This is a genomic window from Halomonas saccharevitans (assembly GCF_900116405.1).
GTDB classification, from domain to species: Bacteria; Pseudomonadota; Gammaproteobacteria; order Pseudomonadales; family Halomonadaceae; genus Halomonas; species Halomonas saccharevitans.
Map to the genome: position 1 here is coordinate 1 of NZ_FPAQ01000025.1, position 19,778 is coordinate 19,778.

A 19,778-nucleotide genomic window follows, 5' to 3' on the forward strand; every position below is an offset into this window, starting at 1 on the left:
GGCAGACCACCAGATCTCCCAGGGTAAGACGCGCGACCTTCCTGCTTATGCCTGTCGGATATACGTCATGACGTTCCGTGCAAGTACCGGGCTTTGATGAATTGGGCCATCTCACCCCGCCATGACGCCTCGTATCCGCTTCCTGTTCGTCAGGCCAGCGTTTTGCCTCGGGCTTCCTTCAGATTCCCCCTCGCGGGAGACACCCTTGCCGTCGGCTAGCACTTCCCCTTGCCGGGCGTGCAGGGGACTTCCACCCCCAAGTCATCCCGAGGCACCACCCTCGGGAACAGCGCCAGTCAGGCGCTGCGCGCCATGCCTGGCGCACCCATAAAAAAAACGCCTGCCACTTTGGGGCAGGCGTTTATGGCGTGAGGACGAAGGTCGCGTCGCGCGGCCGTCAGACCAGGGCGTCGAGTCCACGTGCCAGGTCGTCGCGGATATCCTCCAGCGCCTCGAGCCCCACCGCCAGGCGGATCAAGCCCTCGCCGATGCCGGCGGCGGTCTTCTGGTCATCGGAGAGGCGGCCATGGGTGGTGGTGGCCGGATGGGTGATGGTGGTCTTGACGTCACCCAGGTTGCCGGTGATCGAGACCATGCGCGTGGCGTCGATCACCGACCAGGCCGCCTCGCGACCGCCCTTCACCTCGATGCCAACCACCGCCCCGAAACCCTGCTGCTGGCGGCTGGCGAGCTCATGCTGCGGGTGGCTCGCCAGGCCGCTGTAGTGGACCCGGGCCACCGCCGGGTGGCCCTCCAGCCACTCGGCGAGAATACCGGCGTTTACGCAGTGGGCACGCATGCGCAGGTTCAGGGTCTCGAGCCCCTTGGTGAAGAGCCAGGCATTGAAGGGGCTCAGGCAGGGCCCGCAGGTGCGCACCACCCCGAACACCTCCTCGAGCTCCTTGTCGCGACCGACCACGGCCCCACCGATCGCCCTGCCCTGGCCGTCCAGGTACTTGGTGGCGGAATGGATGACGAGGTCGGCCCCCAGCGCCAGCGGTTTCTGCAGGGCAGGGGTCAGGAAGCAGTTGTCGATGGCCAGCAGCGCCTCATGACGATGGGCGATCTCGGCCAGGGCCGAGATGTCCACCACCTCGGAGAGCGGATTCGAGGGCGTCTCGGCGAACAGCAGCTTGGTGGCCGGGCCGATGGCCGCCTCCCAGGCCTCGAGGTTCGACAGCTCCACGTAGCGGGTGGTGATGCCGAACTTGCCGAGATACTTGTCGAACAGGCTGACCGTGGAGCCAAATAGCGACCGCGAGGCGACGATCTCGTCGCCAGAGGAGAGCAGCGCCAGCGCCGTGGCCATGATCGCGGCCATGCCGGAACTCGTGGCCACGCAGCGCTCGCCGCCTTCCATGGCCGCTAGGCGCTGCTCGAAGGTGCGCACGGTCGGATTGGTGAAGCGCGAGTAGATGTTGCCCGGCTCCTCGCCGCTGAACTTGGCCGCCGCTTCGGCGGCGCTGCCATAGACGAAGCTCGAGGTCGGGAAGATGGGCTCACCGTGTTCCTGCTCGTGGGTGCGCTGATGACCGGCCCGGATGGCCAGGGTCTCGAGCTCCCACTCGGGCGCTGGTATCTGATCCTGCTGCATGACGGGTCCCTTCAGTCGTCGAGGTCGTCTTCCTGGTTGTGCATCCCCACCAGCGCGTGGTCGCCGGCGCTGAGCTGCTTGGCATCGTCGCTGCGCGAGGCCTCGAGATCCGCTAGGTAGCGATCATCGATGTCGCCGGTCACGTACTGGCCGTCGAACACGGAGCAGTCGAAGGCCTCGAGGGAGGGATTCACCTCGCGACAGGCGGCCTTCAGGTCGTCGAGGTCCTGGTAGAAGATCCGATCGGCCCCGATCAGCTCGCCCACTTCGGCCTCGCTGCGCCCATGGGCGATCAGCTCGTTGGCCGCCGGCATATCGATGCCGTAGACGTTGGGGTAGCGCACCGGCGGCGCGGCGGAGGCAAAATAGACCTTGCGGGCACCGGCCTCGCGGGCCATCTGGATGATCTGCTTGCAGGTGGTGCCGCGCACGATGGAGTCGTCCACCAGCAGTACGTTCTTGTCCTTGAACTCGACGCCGATGGCGTTGAGCTTCTGGCGCACCGACTTCTTGCGCTGGGTCTGGCCCGGCATGATGAAGGTTCGCCCGATGTAGCGGTTCTTCATGAAGCCTTCACGATAGGTCACCCCGAGGTGCTGGGCGAGCTCAAGCGCCGAGGTCCGCGAGGTGTCGGGAATCGGGATCACCACGTCGATGTCCTGCTCGGGCCACTCGTTCTGGATGCGGTCGCCGAGCTTGCGTCCCATCTGCATCCGGGTGCCGTAGACATAGGCGCCGTCGAGGATCGAATCGGGGCGCGCCAGGTAGACGTGCTCGAAAATGCAGGAGGCGAGCCTCGGGGTGTCGGCACACTGCTGGGTATGGATGGCGCCGGTCATGTCGACGAAGATCGCCTCGCCCGGGGCCAGGTCGCGATGCAGCTCGAAGCCGCCGACGTCCAGGGCCACCGACTCCGAGGCGATCATCACTTCCTGCCCCTCGCCCTCGTCGCGGGTGCCGAACACCACCGGACGGATGCCGTTGGGATCGCGGAAGGCGACCAGGCCGACGCCATTGATGATCGCCACCGCGGCGTAGCCGCCCCGGCAGCGACGATGCACGCGGCGCACCGCATCGAAGATATCGCCGGGCGCCAGGTGAAGCCCCTGCTTGCCGAGCTCGTGGGCGAAGACGTTGAGCAGCACCTCGGAGTCGGAGCTGGTGTTGATATGGCGCAGGTCGGAAGAGAACAGCTCCTGCTTGAGCTGATCGGAGTTGGTCAGGTTGCCGTTATGCGCCAGGGTGATGCCGTAGGGGGAGTTGACGTAGAACGGCTGCGACTCCGCCTCGCTGGAAGAGCCGGCGGTGGGATAGCGCACGTGACCGATGCCCAGGTTGCCCTTGAGGCGGGCCATGTGGCGGGTATGAAAGACGTCCCGCACCAGGCCGTTGCTCTTGCGCAACAGGAACCGGCCTTCGTCCCAGGTCATCATCCCGGCGGCATCCTGTCCGCGGTGCTGGAGCACGGTCAGGGCGTCATAGATGCCCTGATTCACCGCCTGCTTGGCCATCAGGCCCACGATACCGCACATTCTACCTTACCTCTCTTGCCGGGCTTGCTTGCCGGAATTGCTGTGAAGAGTCGGGACGGGCCGTGGCGCCGTCCCGGATTCATGTATCAGGGGGACGTCACCCCATCGGCGTCGTTCGGTTCCGCCTCGTCGGACGAGGCCGGCGACGCTGGCGGCAGGGAGAACTCGCGCAGGGCAGACGCCTCGGGCAGGCGCCCCTCCCAGGCCTCGAGATGACTCACCGCCCAGACCTGGAGACGTTCGAAGGTCGGGCGCAACGTCGCCTCCTGCCAGGCCTGCAACTGCACCAGCGGGGTCAGGCTCAGCAGGATCGTCGCCAGGATCAGGATCGCCATGCCCTTGGCCATGCCGAAGGCGGTGCCGGTCACCCGGTTCAACAATCCCATGCCCACCCACTCCACCGCGGCGTGCAGCATGCGAATGACGAGGCCGCAGAGCAGGATCACCGCGAAGATCACCAGCACGAAGGCCAGTACCAAGCGGCCGTCGGCGCTGTCGATCACCCCGGACAGCAGCTCCGCCACCGGCGGGGCCAGGAGCCGAGCCGCCAGCAGCGCGATGATCCAGGCGGCGAGCCCCAGGGCCTCACGGACCAGCCCGCGCAGGAAGCCGGCCAGCCCGGTTGCCGCCAGCACCGCCACGAAGAGCCAGTCGATCCAGGTCAGCGTCATGAGCCGCGGTCCGCGCGCACCAGCAGGCCCTGAAGGTTATTTTGGGCCTTGAGCTCACCCATCACCCGCTCGCCCTCGCGGGAAGAGGCGAAGGGGCCGACGTAGACGGTCGTCAGGCCATTGTCGCGGGCGCGGCGATAGACGGGCAGGCCCTGGTCGGCGAGCTTCGCCTCGAGGCGCTCGGCGTTGGCGGACTCGCCGAAGCTGCCCACCTGCACGGCCCATTCGCCGTCGGGAGCGGCCTGGACCGGCGTGGCGGAGGCCTTCTGCTGACCGGCCAGGCGCTCGTCGGCGGCGCGGGCCAGCTCGGCGATGGGGTCGACGGCCGGCTCATCGACGCGCTCGCGCTCGGGCGGCGTCGATGCCGATCCGGGCGGCGGTTCGGCTGCCGGCTCGACGTCCGATGACGCTTCCGGGGTAGCTGAGGCGGCGTCGGGCGCGGCGTCCTCGGGGGCCTGATCGAGACTCTCCGGCGGCTGCGGGTCCGGCACCTCGCGGCGCTCCACCTCGACTGGCTGCTCGATGGTCATCACCGGCTGAGGCCGTTCACCGCGCGGGGCCGGCTCGTCGAACAGCATAGGCAGGAAGATCACCGCCAGGGCGATCAGGATCACGGCCCCGCTGAGACGCTCTCGCATTCCGTATTTCATTTCGCTTCCTCGCTGCGCGTGGCGTGCTCTGCCGTCGGCGCCGTGGAGGGGGCATCGGCCTGATGCCAGGCCAGCACGGCGGCGACGGTGAAGAAGGAGCCACAGACCAGCACACGATCCTCGGGCGCGAGGCGGGCCGACAGCCAGTCGGCGGCTTCGGCCGGCGAGTCCCCGCGATGCCAGATCCGAGCGTCCAGGTGAGCCAGGCGGTCGGCCAGGTCGTCCGCCGACCGCGCCCGCTCACCCTCGAGGCTCACCGGCACCCAGGCATCCACGGCCGGCGCCAGGGCGGCAATCACCCCGTCGGCATCCTTGTCGGCGAGCATGCCGATCAGGCCGATAGTGCGCCCCTCACACGGGAGAGTCGTGAGCCGCCGCGCCAGGTAGGCGGCCGCATGGGGATTGTGCCCGACATCCAGGCACCAGGGCCCCAGCCACTGCATGCGCCCGGACAGCCGGACGCTTGCCAGGGCGTGGCGGCAGGCGGCCTCATCAAACGCCACATCAGCCAGCGCCAGGGCCTGCAGGGCGCTGGCGGCGTTGTCCAGCGGCAGCCCGGGATCGGGCAGTTCGCCAACCGCGACGGGGTGGCCGCCGCCATCCTGTCCGAACCAGCGCCAGCCGGCACCCTCGCCCTCACGGCGAAAGGCCTCGCCCAGCGCCACCACCCGGGCCTGGCGCTCGCGGGCCACGTCCGTGACGCTTGACGGCAGCGTCGTGCTGCCCAGCACCGCGGGGCGCCCGGGGCGCAGGATGCCGGCCTTCTCACGCCCGATGCCCTCGATGTCGCTACCCAGAAAGGCGGCATGGTCCTGGGCCACGGTGGTGATCACCGCGACGTCCGGATCGATGATATTGACGGCGTCCAGGCGGCCACCCAGCCCCACCTCGAGGATCGCCAGCGCCGGGGGCTGCCGGGCGATCGCCCACAGCGCCCCCAGGGTGCCCATCTCGAAGTAGCTCAGGCTGATCGGTTCGCCTTTGAGCCGCGCCGCTTCGACCGCCTCGAAGCCGGCGATCAGGGTCGCGTCGTCGGCCTCCCGGCCGTTCAGCCGCAGGCGCTCGTTGTAGTGCAGCAGATGGGGAGAGGTGTAGGTCGCCGTGGTAAGGCCGTGGACCTGGGCCAGCGCCTCGAGCATGGCCACGGTCGAACCCTTGCCGTTGGTGCCGGCGACTGTGATGACCCGGGGAGCGAGTGGCCCCTCGAGGAGTCCCATGCGGCGCGCGACCTCGGCAACGCGATCGAGGCCGAGGTCGATACCGACCGGGTGAGCCGCTTCCAGCCGGGCCAGCCAGGCCGGAAGCGTCGTGGGCAGGGCGCGCTCGCTCATGGGGATCGGTCAGCGCGCCGGTTCGGAACGCTCGCCGCTCTGCTCGGCGTCGCTTTTCGCGTCGTGCTCGACGCCCTCGTCGGGCATCGTGGCGAGCACGTCCTCCTGGGCCGCCTGCACCAGATCAGGCTCCTCGCTGACGGTCTCCTCGCCGATCAACGGCTGATGGGTCAGCTTGCGCAGCACGCCGCCGAGACGCGAGCGAATCTCGCCGCGATGGACGATCATGTCCACGGTGCCGTGCTCGAGCAGAAACTCGCTGCGCTGGAAGCCTTCGGGCAGCTTCTCGCGCACGGTCTGCTCGATGACGCGCGGCCCGGCGAAGCCGATCAGCGCGTTGGGCTCGGCCACGTTGAGATCGCCAAGCATCGCCAGTGACGCCGAGACGCCGCCGAACACCGGATCGGTGAGCACCGAGATGTAGGGCACGCCGGCCTGCTTGAGCTTCTCCAGGGCCGCCGAGGTCTTGGCCATCTGCATCAGCGAGAACAGCGCTTCTTGCATCCGCGCGCCGCCGGAGGCGGCGAAGCAGACCAGCGGGATGCCCTCCTCGAGGGCGACGGTGGCGGCGCGCACGAACTTCTCCCCCACCACGGCGCCCATGGAGCCACCCATGAAGGTGAACTCGAAGGCCACCACGACCACAGGCAGCCCCTCGAGCGAGCCGCGCATGGCGATCAGCGCATCGTTCTCGCCGGTGGCCTTCTGAGCCGCGACCAGGCGATCCCGGTACTTCTTGGAATCGCGGAACTTGAGGCGATCCACCGGCTCGAGCTTGGGCGCGATCTCCTCGCGACCCTCCTTGTCCAGGAACCAGTCGAGCCGCTTACGTGCGGTCAGGCGCAGGTGATGGTCGCACTTGGGGCAGACGCTGTGGTGCTTTTCAAGCTCGGGGAGATAGAGCACCGCTTCACACTTGGGGCACTTGCGCCACAGGCCATCGGGGACACTTGCGCGGCGATCCTTGCGCTGGATGCGGCCCACCGAGGGCACGATCTTGTCTAGCCAGCTCATGTCAAAACACTTCCGTAAAGGCTAATGCTCCCGGCGGCGCCGGGAGCTGGGTCGATTCATTAACGAGGAGGATCAGGCGTCCAGCGCCTGGCGCATCTCACCCAGGACCGCCTCGAGGGCGGCGGGAATCACCTCGGGATGCTCGGCATTCTCGGCGATGCGATTGACCAGCGCCGAGCCGACGATGACGCCGTCGGCCACCTTGCCCACCTCGGCGGCCGAGGCCCCGTCGCGGATCCCGAAGCCCACGCACAGCGGCAGATCGGTCATCTCGCGCAGCGGCGCCAGATGCTCGGCCACGTCGTCGGCATTGAGAGTCGCCGAGCCGGTCACGCCCTTCAGCGAAACATAGTAGAGATAGCCCTCGCCGTGGGCGCATATTGTAGCGGCCCGGGCACGCGAAGTGGTAGGGGCGACCAGGAAGATCGACGCCAGACCGCGGGCCTTGAGCCGTGGGCCGACCTCGTCGGCCTCCTCTGGCGGCATGTCGACGATCAGCACGCCGTCGACGCCCGCCTCGGCGGCCTGGTCGGCGAAGGTCGCCAGGCCGATGCGCTCCACGGGGTTGAGATACCCCATCAGCACCACGGGGGTCTCGGCGTCGGTGCGACGAAACTCGCTGACCATCTCGAAGAGGTGGCTGAGCCGGACGCCCTTCTTGAGGGCCCGCTCGCAGGCCTTCTGGATCACCGGCCCGTCGGCCATGGGATCCGAGAACGGCACGCCCAGCTCGATGATGTCGGCGCCTGCCGCCACCAGGGCGTGCATGAAACCGACGGTGTGCTGGGGCGCCGGATCGCCGGCGGTAATGTAGGGAATCAGTGCGCGGCGGCCCTCGGCCTTGAGCGCAGCGAAGCGTTGGTCGATACGATTCATGGGTTGGGCCGTCATCTAGAATTCGATTCCGTCGATCTTCGCCACCGTCATGATGTCCTTGTCACCACGTCCGGAGAGGTTGATCACGATGTTCTGGTCGGGGTGCATGGTCGGCGCCAGCACCTTGGCATAGGCCAGGGCGTGGGCGGACTCCAGCGCGGGCATGATGCCCTCGACGTGGGTCAGCTCACGAAACGCCTCGAGAACGTCCTGGTCGTTGGCGGCCACGTAGTTGACGCGCCCGACGTCCTTCCACAGCGCATGCTCGGGGCCGACGCCCGGGTAGTCCAGGCCCGCTGAGACCGAGTGGGTATCGGAGACCTGGCCGCCCTCGTCGGACATCAGGTAGGTGCGGTTGCCGTGCAGCACGCCACGCGGGGCGCCCGACGTCAGGGGCGCGGCGTGGCGCCCGGTCTCGACGCCATCGCCGCCCGCCTCGACGCCGTACATGACGACGTCATCGTCCTCGACGAACGGGTAGAAGAGGCCCATGGCATTGGAGCCGCCGCCGACGCAGGCGATCAGCGCATCGGGCAGCTTGCCGAACTCCTCGAAGGACTGGCGGCGCGCCTCGCGGCCGGCCACGGCGTTGAAGTCGCGCACCAGCATCGGATAGGGGTGTGGCCCCGCCACGGTGCCGATGATGTAAAAGGTATTGTCGACGTTGGTCACCCAGTCGCGCAGCGCCTCGTTCATGGCGTCCTTGAGGGTGCGCGTGCCGGAGGTGACCGGGATGACGTTGGCCCCCAGCAGACGCATGCGATAGACGTTGAGCTTCTGTCGCTCGACGTCCTCGGCCCCCATGTAGACCTCGCACTCGAGCCCCAGCCGCGCCGCCACGGTGGCCGTGGCCACGCCGTGCTGGCCGGCACCGGTCTCGGCGATGACCCGGGGCTTGCCGCTCTTCTTGGCCAGCAGCGCCTGGCCGATGGTGTTGTTCACCTTGTGGGCGCCGGTGTGATTGAGATCTTCGCGCTTGAGCCAGATCTGTGCCCCACCGAGCTGCTTCGACCATCGCTCGGCATGATAGAGCGGTGACGGTCGACCCACGTAATGGGCCAGGTCGTAGTCGAATTCCGCCTGGAAGACCGGATCATCGCGAAGACTCAGGTAGGTCTTCTCCAGCTCATCCAGGGCGAAGCTCAGGGTCTCCGAGACGAACCGGCCGCCGTAGGCACCAAAATGGCCGCGGGCATCCGGCAGTCGGGTCAGGTCACTGAACTTGCTCACGAAAGACACCTCACAGGGTCGCCAGAAGGGGTGTAGGGGAAGAGCAGACGCCGAGGACTCAGCGCGAGCGCCGCTCGTCGGCCCGTCGCACGGCGTCCAGGAATGCCGCCATGCGGGCGGCGTCCTTGATGCCGGGCGCGGCCTCGATGCCACCGGAGACATCCACCGCGAAGGGGCCAACGGCCGCGATCGCAGCATCGACATTGTCCAGCGTCAAGCCTCCGGCGAGGATAACAGGTTTCGTGAGACTTGCGGGGATTCGCGACCAGTCGAAGGTATCCCCCGTGCCCCCCGGCACGCCGGGGCGATAGGCGTCGAGCAGCAGCGCCCGGGCATCGCCATAGGCTTCGGCGGCGGCGGGCAGATCCAGCTCCTCGCGCATGCGCAGCGCCTTGATCCAGGGTCGCCCGGCCGCCTCGCAGGCCTCCGGCGTTTCGTCACCGTGGAACTGCAGCAGGTCCAGGTGGGGGCTGCAGCGAGCCACCAGGGCCGGCGACGGGTCGACGAAGAGTCCCACGCGGGTGACGAAGGCCGGCACACGGGCACCCAGCTCGGCGAGCCGGCGCTCATCGATGGCGCGCTTGCTGCCCGGCCAGAGCACGAAGCCCAGGGCATCGGCGCCGGCGGCCACGGCGGCGTCGACGTCTTCCTCGCGGGTCAGGCCACAGAACTTGATACGGGTGCGACATTGGGGAGCCAGGACGGTCAAGGAAGTCTTCTCCTGATCAGCAAAGGGAGACGCTCTTACAAGGCCACAGTGCCGTAGGCATGCGGTGGGAGCGACGGTTCGGCGTTCCGCATTTATATCGCGATGGCGCCGTCGGGCGGCCGGGGCAACCCCACCGCCGCTGCGCGCCGGATCGCGCGTCAAGCTGAGTCCTGCAGGGGGACATCGCTCGCGGCCTGCTTAGGCCTCCTCCGCCACCGGGCGGCCACGGCGAAAGGCCACCATCGGACAATCGGGCAGATCACGCTCGCCGGTCCACTCGCCGAGGAAGGCCAGCAGGTTGGGACCCAGCGGCTCACGGGGCAAGTCCCAGCTCTCGTCGTAGAGAGAGTCGACGAAGTGCAGGCCGCAGGCCGGGGCGGTCACGTCTCCCAGGGAGCGATTCTTGAGCGCCATGAGCTCGCTCAGGTAGTCATCCCCCCGCTCGCCCCGCCCCACCGTCACCAGGGCACCGACGATGTTGCGGATCATGTGGTGCAGAAAGGCGTTGCCCTGGACGTCGACGACCACCAATGGGCCGTGGCGATGCACCTCGATGAAATGGAGGTGGCGCCAGGGCGTCTTCGACTGGCAGCCGGCGGCGCGAAAGCTCGAGAAGTCATGCTCGCCGACCAGCGCCTGGGCGGCCCGATGCATGGCTTCGGCATCCAGAGGATCGCGACACCAGGTGGCATTGGCGCGCTCCAACACCGGCCGGCTCGGCTGATTGAGAATCACGTAGCGATAGCGTCGCGCCAGCGCCTTGAAGCGGGCGTGAAAGTCATCGGGGACCGGCTTCACCCAGCGCACTGCGACGTCACGAGGCAGATTGGCGTTGGCGCCAAACACCCAGGACTTCTCGGAACGCAGCACCGGAGGATCGAAGTGGACGATCTGGCGGGTCGCATGAACGCCTGAGTCGGTGCGCCCGCTGGAGTGCAGGGTGATCGACTGTCCGGCCGCCACCTTCGAGAGTGCGGCCTCGACGGCGCCCTGCACCGAGGGGGAGTGCTTGAGGCGCTGCCAGCCGCAGTAGCCGCTGCCATCGTATTCGACCCCCATGGCCAGGCGGCCGCTGAGGGGATGGCGTTCATCGAGGTATCTGAAAAGGGTCATTCGGCCTCATGACAGGTGTTGATCCAGCAGTTCGCGGGCCTCCTGCCGGACATCCGGATCGCCAGTCTCGTCGATCAGGCTCTCGAGCAGCACCCTGGCTCGACCGCGCTCGCCGACGTCCAGAAGGCTTCGCGCTTCGGTAAGCGTCGACGCCGGGGAGGCCTCCGAGGGAAAGTCGACATTATCCCGCGGCAGCGACGGGAAGGCTACCTCCTCGACGTCCCACTCCTCGGAAATATCGCGACTGACGCGATGCTCAGTCGTCGCCGTCGGCGAATGATCCGACTGCGTGGCGCCCGATAGCGTAAAGTCCACGCTGGGCTGCATGGGCGTCTCTTCTCGGGGCGCAGGGTTCTCCTCCAGAGAGGGGGGACGATAATCGATGATGTCGCGCCCTTCGTCGTCCCGAACGGTCGCAAGCGGCGCCTCGTCGATCGACGATGCCGACTGCGCCTCGATGCTTTCGTGATCCTCGAAGCCCGCGTGATCCTCGAAGCCCGCGTGATCCTCTAAGCCCGCGTGATCCTCGAAGCCCGCGTGTCCCTCGAAGCCCGCGTGATGGCCGGGAAGCTCGTGAGTCTCAGGCGCCTCGTAGGCGTCGCGCTCCGGGTCGGAAGACTCGATGCCAGAGCGCTCGTCGGTGGGCTCCGGCTCGGGGGGACGATAGGCGGCCAGAAGGTCGGACGCCCGAGCAACGCTCGATGCCTCGTCGCCGGCGACCGGCACCTCGCCCAGGGACCCTTCGTCGGCCGCTCCGTCACCATCAGCCTCGTCCTGCGCGCCGGGCTCATCGACGCCGCGCGACCGGTGCTCGTCGGGAAGAGGGAACACGGCGCGCTCGGGTTCTGACGAGGCGGCAGGCACCGCGTGGTGCCGCATGAGCTCGTCCACCTCGGCCTGAACATCGGGATCGCCCCCTGCGCGCAGCTGTTCGGCCTGGTTCGCCGCAGCGCTGCGATCGCCCTGCTCTAGCTGCACTCGCAGCAGCTTGACCCTCAGGTCGTCGCGCCCGGGCTCCCGGGTCAAGTTTGCCTCCAGCAGCTCGCGAGCCTGATCATAGCGACCATAGGCGATGAAGATATCGGCCTCGTTGATGGCCTCGGCCTCGGGCATGGAGGCGCGCACCGGCGTCCTCGACGACGCGTCTCGCTCGGAGGCCTGAGCCTCCCCGGCGGACCTGTGGCCGGCAGCCGGCATCATCACGCCGCTGGCTGCGGGGTCCATCGGCAATGGCTCGTTGAAGACCGGGGCCGGCGCATCCTCCTCACGACGACGCCGGCGCAGCAGGGCCCAGAGCGCCAGCAGCGCCGCCAGGCCGGCGCCACCCAGCATCAGGGGACGATCGATGGCGCCCTGGTAGATAGCCCCCCACCAGGGCGACGGCTCGGCCGACGGCGACGCATTCTCCGGGGCGACCACGCCCCCCCCGCCCGCGTCGTCGACGCCGCGACCACCCGCAGCGAGACTCGCCATCTGCTCGCGCATGGCCTCCACTTCCGCACGCAGATCGCCAAGCGCGCTCTGCAGCGCATCCCGCTCGCGGCGCACCGCCTCCAGAGTTTCGCGGCTCTCTTGCCAACGCGCCTCGAGACGTAAAAGGCGCTGATCCTCGGTGAGCTCGCCGCTGCCCTGAATCATCGCCAGCACCTCGGGATCGATGACCCCCCCCTCACCCCGGGCCGACGGCGACAGCGCCAGAGAGTTCATCGCACCCGCCCCGACCTCGCCGACCGAGTCGTCCGCCGCGCCCTCCGCGGTCCTATCCGCCTCACCCTCGGCCCTATTATCCGCCGAGAGACCGCCCTCGGCGGCCATCTCGGCGTCGTTCAGCAGCGTCAATCGCGGCCCGCCCTCGCCGGCGGACTCGCCGTCGCCCGTCGTGGCCGCTGTCGAACCGGCGGGAGCATCCTCCGGGCTTGTCGCCGCCGCGGGCGCCTGGTTCGAGGCATTGGCCACGGTCGATTCGGCAGCGTCGAGCGGCACCCGCGCCGGGGCGCCGCCGCCGCGATTGGCCCAGGCCTGATTCATGGCCTGGACGAGGTCACCGGCCTGGGGGGCGGAGCGCCCCGCAATGGCCTCGCGGGGCGGCACTACCAGGGTAAAGCCGGCACGCATGGCGTTGATGTTGCCGCTGGGAAAGACCTCAGGATTGGCGTCGACCAGGGCGACCATCATCTGGTCCATGCTGATACCGCTGTCCGGTCGCAGCCGGCTCGCCACGGCCCACAGGGTGTCGCCGGAACCCACCCAGGCGGGATTTCCGGCGCCGGCCGCGGCCGAGGTGCGGGCCACGGAGCTCGATGAGCCATCCGGCGCACTGGTCTGCGGGCGAGACCGCGACACATCCTCCTGCGACGGCGTGGAGGGCGTAGAGGGCGCGGCGACCAGGGCCGGCAGGCGATCATAGTCCGGCGGGTCGAGCAGCAGCGTCACCTCGCGCAGCTGCTGACCGCCGGGCCAGTCGAAACGCAGCAGCAGGTCGAGCCAGGGTTCGCGAACGGCGCGCTCGGTGGTCAGGTCGACCATCAGGCGCCCCCGACGCCGGATCACTTCCATCTTCACACTGGCCGCCAGCGGCGTGCGCGAAAGCCCCGCTGCCGAGAAGGCCTCTTCGTCGGCCACGGAGACGTTGAGCAGCCCGGGCTGCAGGCCGGCACTATCGGTCAAGGGAATGCTGGCTCGCAGCGGCGCACTGAGCGTCGAATTGACCTCGGCCTCCCCCAGGCCGAGGGCCAGCGCCAGGGGACTGGCGGCGGAGAGCGAAAGCAGCATGGCGAGCGTCAGCTTGCGTTTCATCGGGGTCCCTTGCGTCGTTGCTGCCGACGCCTCGAACCGGGCGACGGTCTGGTCATATTTTCTTAATCGTCTCGATGTCTATGTAACACATTCCACTCAGGCGATCGCCATTACGGGTCATTAGCGGACCCCATACGTCGCAACATACGACATGGATCATGCCCGACGCGACTCTCCCACCACCAACGAAACGCGGGGCGCCTCCCTGAAGAGACGCCCCGCGTATCAACGGCGTGGCGATCGGACACCCGCGCCTTACCGCCCTTGCCTTACTGTTCGCGCAGGATCTTCAGCATGCGCTTGAGGGGTTCGGCGGCGCCCCACAGCAGCTGGTCGCCGACGCTGAACGCGGAGAGGTATTCACCGCCCATGGCCAGCTTGCGCAGGCGACCGACGGGCACGGTCAGGGTGCCGGTGGCGGCCGCCGGGGTGAGGCCGTCGATGGTGGCGTCCTTGTCGTTGGCGATGACCTTGACCCACTCGTTGTGCTTGGCCAGGCGATCCTCGATCTCGTCGATCGGCACGTCCTTCTTGAGCTTGATGGTGAAGGCCTGGCTGTGGGAGCGCATGGCGCCGATGCGCACGCAGAGCCCGTCGATGGGGATCGGATTATCCTGGAGGCCGAGGATTTTGTTGGTCTCCACGGAGCCCTTCCACTCCTCCTTGCTCTGGCCGTTCTCCATGGGCTTGTCGATCCAGGGCAACAGGCTGCCGGCCAGCGGCGCACCGAAGTTGTCGGTGGGAAAGTCGCCGCCGCGCATGGCCGCGGTGACCTTGCGATCGATGTCGAGGATGGCGCTGGCCGGGTCGGCAAGCTCGCCGGCCACGCTGTCGCGCAGGCCGCCCATCTGATTGAGCAGTTCGCGCATGTGCTTGGCGCCGGAGCCGGAGGCGGCCTGATAGGTCATGGAGGTCATCCACTCGATCAGGTCGGCCTCGAAGAGCCCGCCGAGCCCCATCAGCATCAGGCTGACGGTGCAGTTGCCGCCGACGAAGGTCCGGGCGCCACGCGCCAACTGGGCATCGATGACGCCGCGGTTGACCGGATCGAGAACGATGGTCGCCTCATCCGCCATGCGCAGGGTGCTGGCGGCATCGATCCAGTAGCCCTTCCAGCCGCCCTGGCGCAGGTCGGCATAGACCTTCTCGGTGTACTCGCCGCCCTGGCAGGTCACGACCACGTCCAGCGCCTTGAGGGCCTCGAGGTCGAAGGCGTCCTTGAGCGGGGGAACGTCGACGCCGACGTCGGGGCCGGCCTGGCCGACCTGAGAGGTGGTGAAGAAGATCGGCTCGATGCCCTTGAAGTCGCCGTCATCGAGCATCCGCTGCATCAGCACGGAACCGACCATGCCACGCCAACCGACAAAACCGACTTTCAACATGTGAAGTCCTCCAGAAATTAAATGTGCGAAATACTATACACGAGCCGGCCGCGCCTGGCAGGCGGGCCGGCAAGGAGTCATGGGGGATGGGGGCCACCGCGACACGATCGATGCCGCGGAGCCTCGGGCGCGTTAGAGGGCCTCGAAGGCGGCCAACACGGCGTCGCCCATCTCGGCGGTCGAGACGGTGCGGGTATCCTCGGCGGCGATGTCGGCGGTGCGCAAGCCCTCGTCCAGCACCTTGCCAACCGCCCCCTCGATGCGCTCGGCAAGCACCGGCGCGTCGAGCGAGTAGCGCAGCATCATGGCGACCGAAAGGATGGTCGCCAGCGGATTGGCGATGCCCTGGCCGGCGATGTCCGGCGCACTGCCGTGGCAGGGCTCGTACATGCCCTGGCCGCTCTCGTTGAGCGAGGCGGAGGGCAGCATGCCGATGGAGCCGGTGAGCATGGCGGCGGCGTCGGAGAGGATGTCGCCAAACATATTGCCGGTGACCACGACGTCGAACTGCTTGGGGGCGCGCACCAGCTGCATGGCGGCGTTATCGACGTACATGTGGGAAAGCTCGACGTCCGGATACTCCGGCGCCAGGCGCTCCATCACCTCGCGCCACAGGATGGTGGCCTCCAGCACGTTGGCCTTGTCGACGCTGCACAGCCGCTTGTCGCGCTTACGGGCCATCTCGAAGGCCACGCGACCGATGCGCTCGATCTCGCTCTCGCTGTAGACGTAGGTGTTGAAGCCCACCCGCTCGCCGTTGCGCTCCTCGATGCCGCGGGGCTGACCGAAGTAGATGCCGCCGGTGAGCTCGCGCACGATCATGATATCGAGCCCTGCCACCAGCTCGGGCTTGAGGCTCGAGGCGGCGGCCAGCTGGGGATAGGTGATGGCCGGGCGCAGGTTGCCGAACAGCCCGAGCTGCTTGCGCACGCCGAGCAGCCCCTTTTCCGGGCGCTTGGTGAGGTCCTCGAGCCTGTCCCACTCGGGGCCGCCCACGGCGCCGAGCAGGATGGCCCGGGCCGCCTGGGCCTTCTCCAGGGTCTCGACGGGCAGCGGCTCGCCGTGGGCGTCATAGGCGGCGCCACCCAGGAGCCCCTCCTCGACCTCGACATCCAGGCCACGGGCCTGGCACGCCGCCAGGATACGGCTGGCCTGGGCGGTGATCTCGGGGCCGATGCCGTCACCCGGCAGTACCAGAATCTTCTGCGTCATCATTGCTTCCTTGTGGGGTCAGCGCCGGAGCGGGGCTTAACCGGCGACAAGCCTGCGAGGAGGCGCTGTGAACCCTTCCCTGGGCGCTACATTTGCCATCCATAGCAAATGACCTCCTCTACGGCTTGCCCCCGGCGCTCCACGTCCTGGCAATAACATCCAATCTCTTCGATCAGGCCGGTGCGCTATCGCGGAACAGCCAGGGCCGCGCGACGCGATGCTTCTCCTCGAAGGCGCGAATGGCGTCCTCGTCCTTCAGGGTGATACCGATGTCGTCGAGCCCCTCCAGCAGGCAGTGCTTGCGAAACGCGTCGACCTCGAACTCGAGGATCTCGCCGGAGGGGGTGATCACCCGCTGGTGCTCGAGGTCCACGTCGAGCCGGTAGCCCTCGCTGGCCTCGACTTCGGCGAACAGGCGATCAACGGTCTCCTCGGGGAGCGGTACCAGCAGCAGGCCGTTCTTGAAGGCGTTGTTGTAGAAGATGTCGGCGAAGCTCGGGGCGATCACCACCCGAAAGCCGAAATCCTCCAGCGCCCAGGGCGCGTGCTCGCGAGAGCTGCCGCAGCCGAAGTTACGCCGCGCCAGCAGCACGCTGGCGCCCTGGTAGCGGGGCTGGTTGAGGACGAAATCCGGGTTGATTGGGCGATGGGTGACGTCCTGACCCGGCTGGCCCTCGTCGAGGTAGCGCAACTCGTCGAAGAGGTTAACGCCGAAGCCGGTGCGCTTGATCGACTTCAAAAACTGCTTGGGGATGATCAGGTCGGTGTCGACGTTGGCCCGATCGAGCGGGGCCACGAGGCCCTCGGCGCGTACAAACTTGTTCATGGCTCAGGCCTCCTGGGCATCGGATGAGGCGTCGACCCGGCGGACGTCGACACTCCTTACATCAACAAAGTGACCGGCGATCGCCGCGGCCGCCGCCATGGCCGGACTGACGAGGTGGGTGCGCCCGCCGAACCCCTGGCGCCCCTCGAAGTTGCGGTTCGAGGTGGAGGCGCAGTGCTCGCCGGCGCCGAGCTTGTCGGCGTTCATGGCCAGGCACATGGAACAGCCGGGCTCTCGCCACTCGAAGCCCGCCTCGGTGAACACGCGGTCGAGTCCCTCGGCCTCGGCCTGGCGCTTCACCAGGCCCGAGCCCGGCACGATCATGGCGAGCTTGATGGAGTCGGCCACCTTCTTGCCGCGGGCCACCTTGGCCGCCTCGCGCAGGTCCTCAATGCGCGAGTTGGTACAGGAGCCGATGAACACCTTGTCGAGGCGGATATCGGTGATCTTCTGCCGGGCCGAGAGCCCCATGTACTCCAGCGCCCGGGTGTAGCCGCGCTGCATAGTCTCGTCGGCGGCCTCGGCGGGATCGGGAACCTCGCCGGAGATGCCGGTGACCATCTCGGGGCTGGTGCCCCAGGAGACCTGCGGCTCGATCTCGGCGGCGTCCAGGGTCACCACCGTGTCGAAGGCGGCATCGGCGTCGGAGACCAGGTCGCGCCAGTCGGCGACGGCGGCGTCCCACTGCTCGGCCGTCGGGGCATAGTGACGATCACGCAGGTAATCGATGGTGGTGTCGTCCACGGCGATCAGGCCGACCCGCGCGCCCGCCTCGATGGCCATGTTGCACACCGTCATGCGCCCTTCCATGGAGAGCTCCTCGATGGCGCTGCCGGCAAACTCGATGGCGTAGCCGGTGCCGCCCGCGGTGCCGATGCGGCCGATGATCGCCAGCACGACGTCCTTGGCGGTGACGCCGGTGCCGAGGCTGCCCTCGACGCGCACCTGCATGTTCTTCATCTTCTGCGCCAGCAGGCACTGGGTGGCGAGCACATGCTCCACCTCGGAGGTGCCGATGCCGTGGGCCAGCGCCGCGAAGGCGCCGTGGGTCGCAGTATGGGAATCGCCGCAGACCACGGTCATGCCCGGCAGGGTCGCGCCCTGCTCCGGGCCCACCACGTGGACGATGCCCTGGCGCGGGTCGTTGATCTTGAACTCCTCGATGCCGAACTCGACGCAGTTGTCGTCGAGGGTCTGCACCTGGATCAACGACACCGGGTCCTTGATGCCGGCGTTCCCTTCGGCCCGCTCCTTCACGGTGGTGGGCACGTTATGGTCCGGGGTCGCCAGGTTGGCATCGAGACGCCACGGCGCGCGACCGGCCAGGCGCAGGCCCTCGAAGGCCTGGGGCGAGGTCACCTCGTGGAGCAGCTGGCGGTCGATGTAGATCAGCGCGGTGCCGTCATCGCGCTCCTTGACGAGGTGCTGCGACCACAGCTTGTCGTAGAGTGTCTGGCCTGCCATGTCATTCTCCCGGGCGCGTGGGCCCTCTCACTGGAATCCGGTCGTTAACCGCGTTTCACGGCTTTCCCGGCGACAGGTGCATGCGGAGGCGCTGTAAACCCTTCCCTGGGCGCTACATTTGCCATCCATGGCAAATGACCTCCGCTGAGACCTGTCCCCGGCGCCGCTCGCGTGGCGTCTCGTTGTCATTCTTTGGCGCTTGGCCCTTAGCCTTCGACTCGTGGCGCTATGCCATCAGTCTCCCGCCCGTCGTCCATAAAAGCAATTCATGTTATTTATGGATTGGATTCCATAAAGGAATCCTTTTGATTGCCACGGAGCCTTTACCATGGACACCCAGAGCCTGCAAGCCTTCCTGGCCGTGGCGGACAGCGGCAGCTTCTCCCGCGCCGCCGAGCAGCTGCACCTCACCCAGCCGGCGGTCAGCAAGCGCATCGCGGTGCTGGAGGGGCAGATCGACGCCCGGCTCTTCGATCGCATCGGTCGGCGGGTCAGCCTCACCGAGGCCGGACGGGTGCTGCTGCCCCGGGCCCGCCAGATACTGGTGATGGTGGACGACAGCCGTCGGGCGCTGGGCAACCTCGAAGACAGCGTGGCCGGCAGCCTGACCCTGGCCACCAGCCACCACGTTGGCCTGCACCGGCTGCCGCCGCTGCTCAAGGCCTATACCGGCCAGCACCCGGACGTGCGCCTCGACCTGCACTTCCTGGATTCCGAGCAGGCCTACCAGGGGGTGCTGGACGGCGAGCTGGAGCTCGCGGTGGTGACCCTCGCCCCCCGCCCGGACCCGCAGCTCGAGGCGGTACCGGTGTGGATCGATCGGCTGTGCTTCGTCTGCGGCCCGGATCACCCCCTTGCCGGGCGCGGCCGACTGGGGCTGCACGAGCTCTGCGCCTTCGATGCCGTCCTGCCGGGACCGCTGACCTTCACCCGCGGGCTGATCGAGTCGCGCTTCGCCTCGGCCGGGCTCGAGCTTCCGGTGGCGATCTTCACCAACTACCTGGAGACCCTGAAGATGATGACTGCCATCGGCCTGGGCTGGAGCCTGCTGCCGGAGCGCCTGGTGGCAGGCGAGCTGCACGTGCTCGAGGTGGATCACCCGCCGATCCATCGTCCGCTGGGTTATCTCGTCCACCGCAGCCGCACTCGCTCCAACGCCGCCCACGCCATGATTGCGCAGCTCGACGACGCCCGGGACGCCATGGCCTGCAACTGGACCGGCCAATGACGTAATTCATCAAGCCTTAATCGCCGACCACCCCCCAACAAACCGCGCTCATTCGATATAAAACGGCAAATATATGCCGCTTTATATCAAATATTACCTCGTCACGGCGTCGTATAAGATCATGTGGCGTTGCGCCGCACCCCCTAGCCT

General features: G+C 67.8%; 16 protein-coding genes. 1 reads left to right on the plus strand and 15 read right to left on the minus strand.

Annotation, left to right across the window (positions count from 1 at the left end; all coding sequences use genetic code 11):
• Positions 1-397: 397 nt before the first annotated feature.
• The 15 genes from BM388_RS11930 to leuC form a co-directional block, all read right to left on the minus strand.
• A complete protein-coding gene (locus BM388_RS11930) occupies positions 398-1,594 on the minus strand; it encodes an O-succinylhomoserine sulfhydrylase (protein WP_089850440.1) in 1,197 nt (398 codons plus the stop codon).
• A gap of 11 nt (positions 1,595-1,605) precedes the next feature.
• Positions 1,606-3,126: an amidophosphoribosyltransferase gene (gene purF, locus BM388_RS11935; protein ID WP_089850442.1), complete on the minus strand. Its 1,521-nt coding sequence runs from the start codon at positions 3,124-3,126 to the stop codon at positions 1,606-1,608.
• A gap of 86 nt (positions 3,127-3,212) precedes the next feature.
• Positions 3,213-3,797 carry a CvpA family protein gene (locus BM388_RS11940; RefSeq protein WP_089850444.1) on the minus strand — a complete coding sequence of 195 codons (585 nt, stop codon included), beginning with the start codon at positions 3,795-3,797 and terminating at the stop codon, positions 3,213-3,215.
• A complete protein-coding gene (locus tag BM388_RS11945; RefSeq protein WP_245781536.1) occupies positions 3,794-4,435 on the minus strand; it encodes an SPOR domain-containing protein in 642 nt (213 codons plus the stop codon). The genes BM388_RS11940 and BM388_RS11945 overlap by 4 nt, the downstream gene beginning before the upstream one ends.
• An 8-nt stretch (positions 4,436-4,443) precedes the next feature.
• A complete protein-coding gene (folC, locus tag BM388_RS11950; protein WP_089850448.1) occupies positions 4,444-5,778 on the minus strand; it encodes a bifunctional tetrahydrofolate synthase/dihydrofolate synthase in 1,335 nt (444 codons plus the stop codon).
• Between the two features lie 9 nt (positions 5,779-5,787).
• Positions 5,788-6,792, minus strand: a complete 1,005-nt coding sequence (gene accD / locus BM388_RS11955) for an acetyl-CoA carboxylase, carboxyltransferase subunit beta (protein ID WP_089850450.1) — start codon at positions 6,790-6,792, stop codon at positions 5,788-5,790.
• 72 nt (positions 6,793-6,864) lie between these two features.
• The gene (trpA, locus tag BM388_RS11960) at positions 6,865-7,668 is read right to left on the minus strand and encodes a tryptophan synthase subunit alpha (protein WP_089850528.1); all 804 of its coding nucleotides are present in this window, start codon (positions 7,666-7,668) and stop codon (positions 6,865-6,867) included.
• 15 nt (positions 7,669-7,683) lie between these two features.
• The gene (trpB, locus tag BM388_RS11965) at positions 7,684-8,898 is read right to left on the minus strand and encodes a tryptophan synthase subunit beta (RefSeq protein ID WP_089850452.1); all 1,215 of its coding nucleotides are present in this window, start codon (positions 8,896-8,898) and stop codon (positions 7,684-7,686) included.
• Positions 8,899-8,956: 58 nt separating this feature from the next.
• The gene (locus BM388_RS11970) at positions 8,957-9,607 is read right to left on the minus strand and encodes a phosphoribosylanthranilate isomerase (protein WP_089850454.1); all 651 of its coding nucleotides are present in this window, start codon (positions 9,605-9,607) and stop codon (positions 8,957-8,959) included.
• 198 nt (positions 9,608-9,805) lie between these two features.
• Complete coding sequence (truA, locus tag BM388_RS11975) at positions 9,806-10,720, minus strand: tRNA pseudouridine(38-40) synthase TruA (protein WP_089850456.1); 915 nt, start codon at positions 10,718-10,720, stop codon at positions 9,806-9,808.
• Between the two features lie 6 nt (positions 10,721-10,726).
• Positions 10,727-13,516 carry a type IV pilus assembly protein FimV gene (locus tag BM388_RS11980; RefSeq protein WP_089850457.1) on the minus strand — a complete coding sequence of 930 codons (2,790 nt, stop codon included), beginning with the start codon at positions 13,514-13,516 and terminating at the stop codon, positions 10,727-10,729.
• Between the two features lie 269 nt (positions 13,517-13,785).
• Positions 13,786-14,898, minus strand: coding sequence for an aspartate-semialdehyde dehydrogenase (asd, locus tag BM388_RS11985; RefSeq protein WP_089850459.1), 1,113 nt, complete (start codon positions 14,896-14,898; stop codon positions 13,786-13,788).
• A gap of 132 nt (positions 14,899-15,030) precedes the next feature.
• On the minus strand, positions 15,031-16,110 hold the full coding sequence (gene leuB / locus BM388_RS11990) for a 3-isopropylmalate dehydrogenase (RefSeq protein WP_089850461.1): 1,080 nt from the start codon (positions 16,108-16,110) through the stop codon (positions 15,031-15,033).
• 172 nt (positions 16,111-16,282) lie between these two features.
• On the minus strand, positions 16,283-16,936 hold the full coding sequence (gene leuD, locus BM388_RS11995; protein WP_089850463.1) for a 3-isopropylmalate dehydratase small subunit: 654 nt from the start codon (positions 16,934-16,936) through the stop codon (positions 16,283-16,285).
• A 3-nt stretch (positions 16,937-16,939) separates the two neighbouring features.
• Positions 16,940-18,400, minus strand: a complete 1,461-nt coding sequence (gene leuC / locus BM388_RS12000) for a 3-isopropylmalate dehydratase large subunit (RefSeq protein ID WP_089850465.1) — start codon at positions 18,398-18,400, stop codon at positions 16,940-16,942.
• Between the two features lie 328 nt (positions 18,401-18,728).
• Between leuC and BM388_RS12005 the strand changes: the two genes are divergently transcribed.
• Positions 18,729-19,628, plus strand: a complete 900-nt coding sequence (locus BM388_RS12005) for a LysR family transcriptional regulator (protein WP_089850468.1) — start codon at positions 18,729-18,731, stop codon at positions 19,626-19,628.
• Positions 19,629-19,778 lie beyond the last annotated feature (150 nt).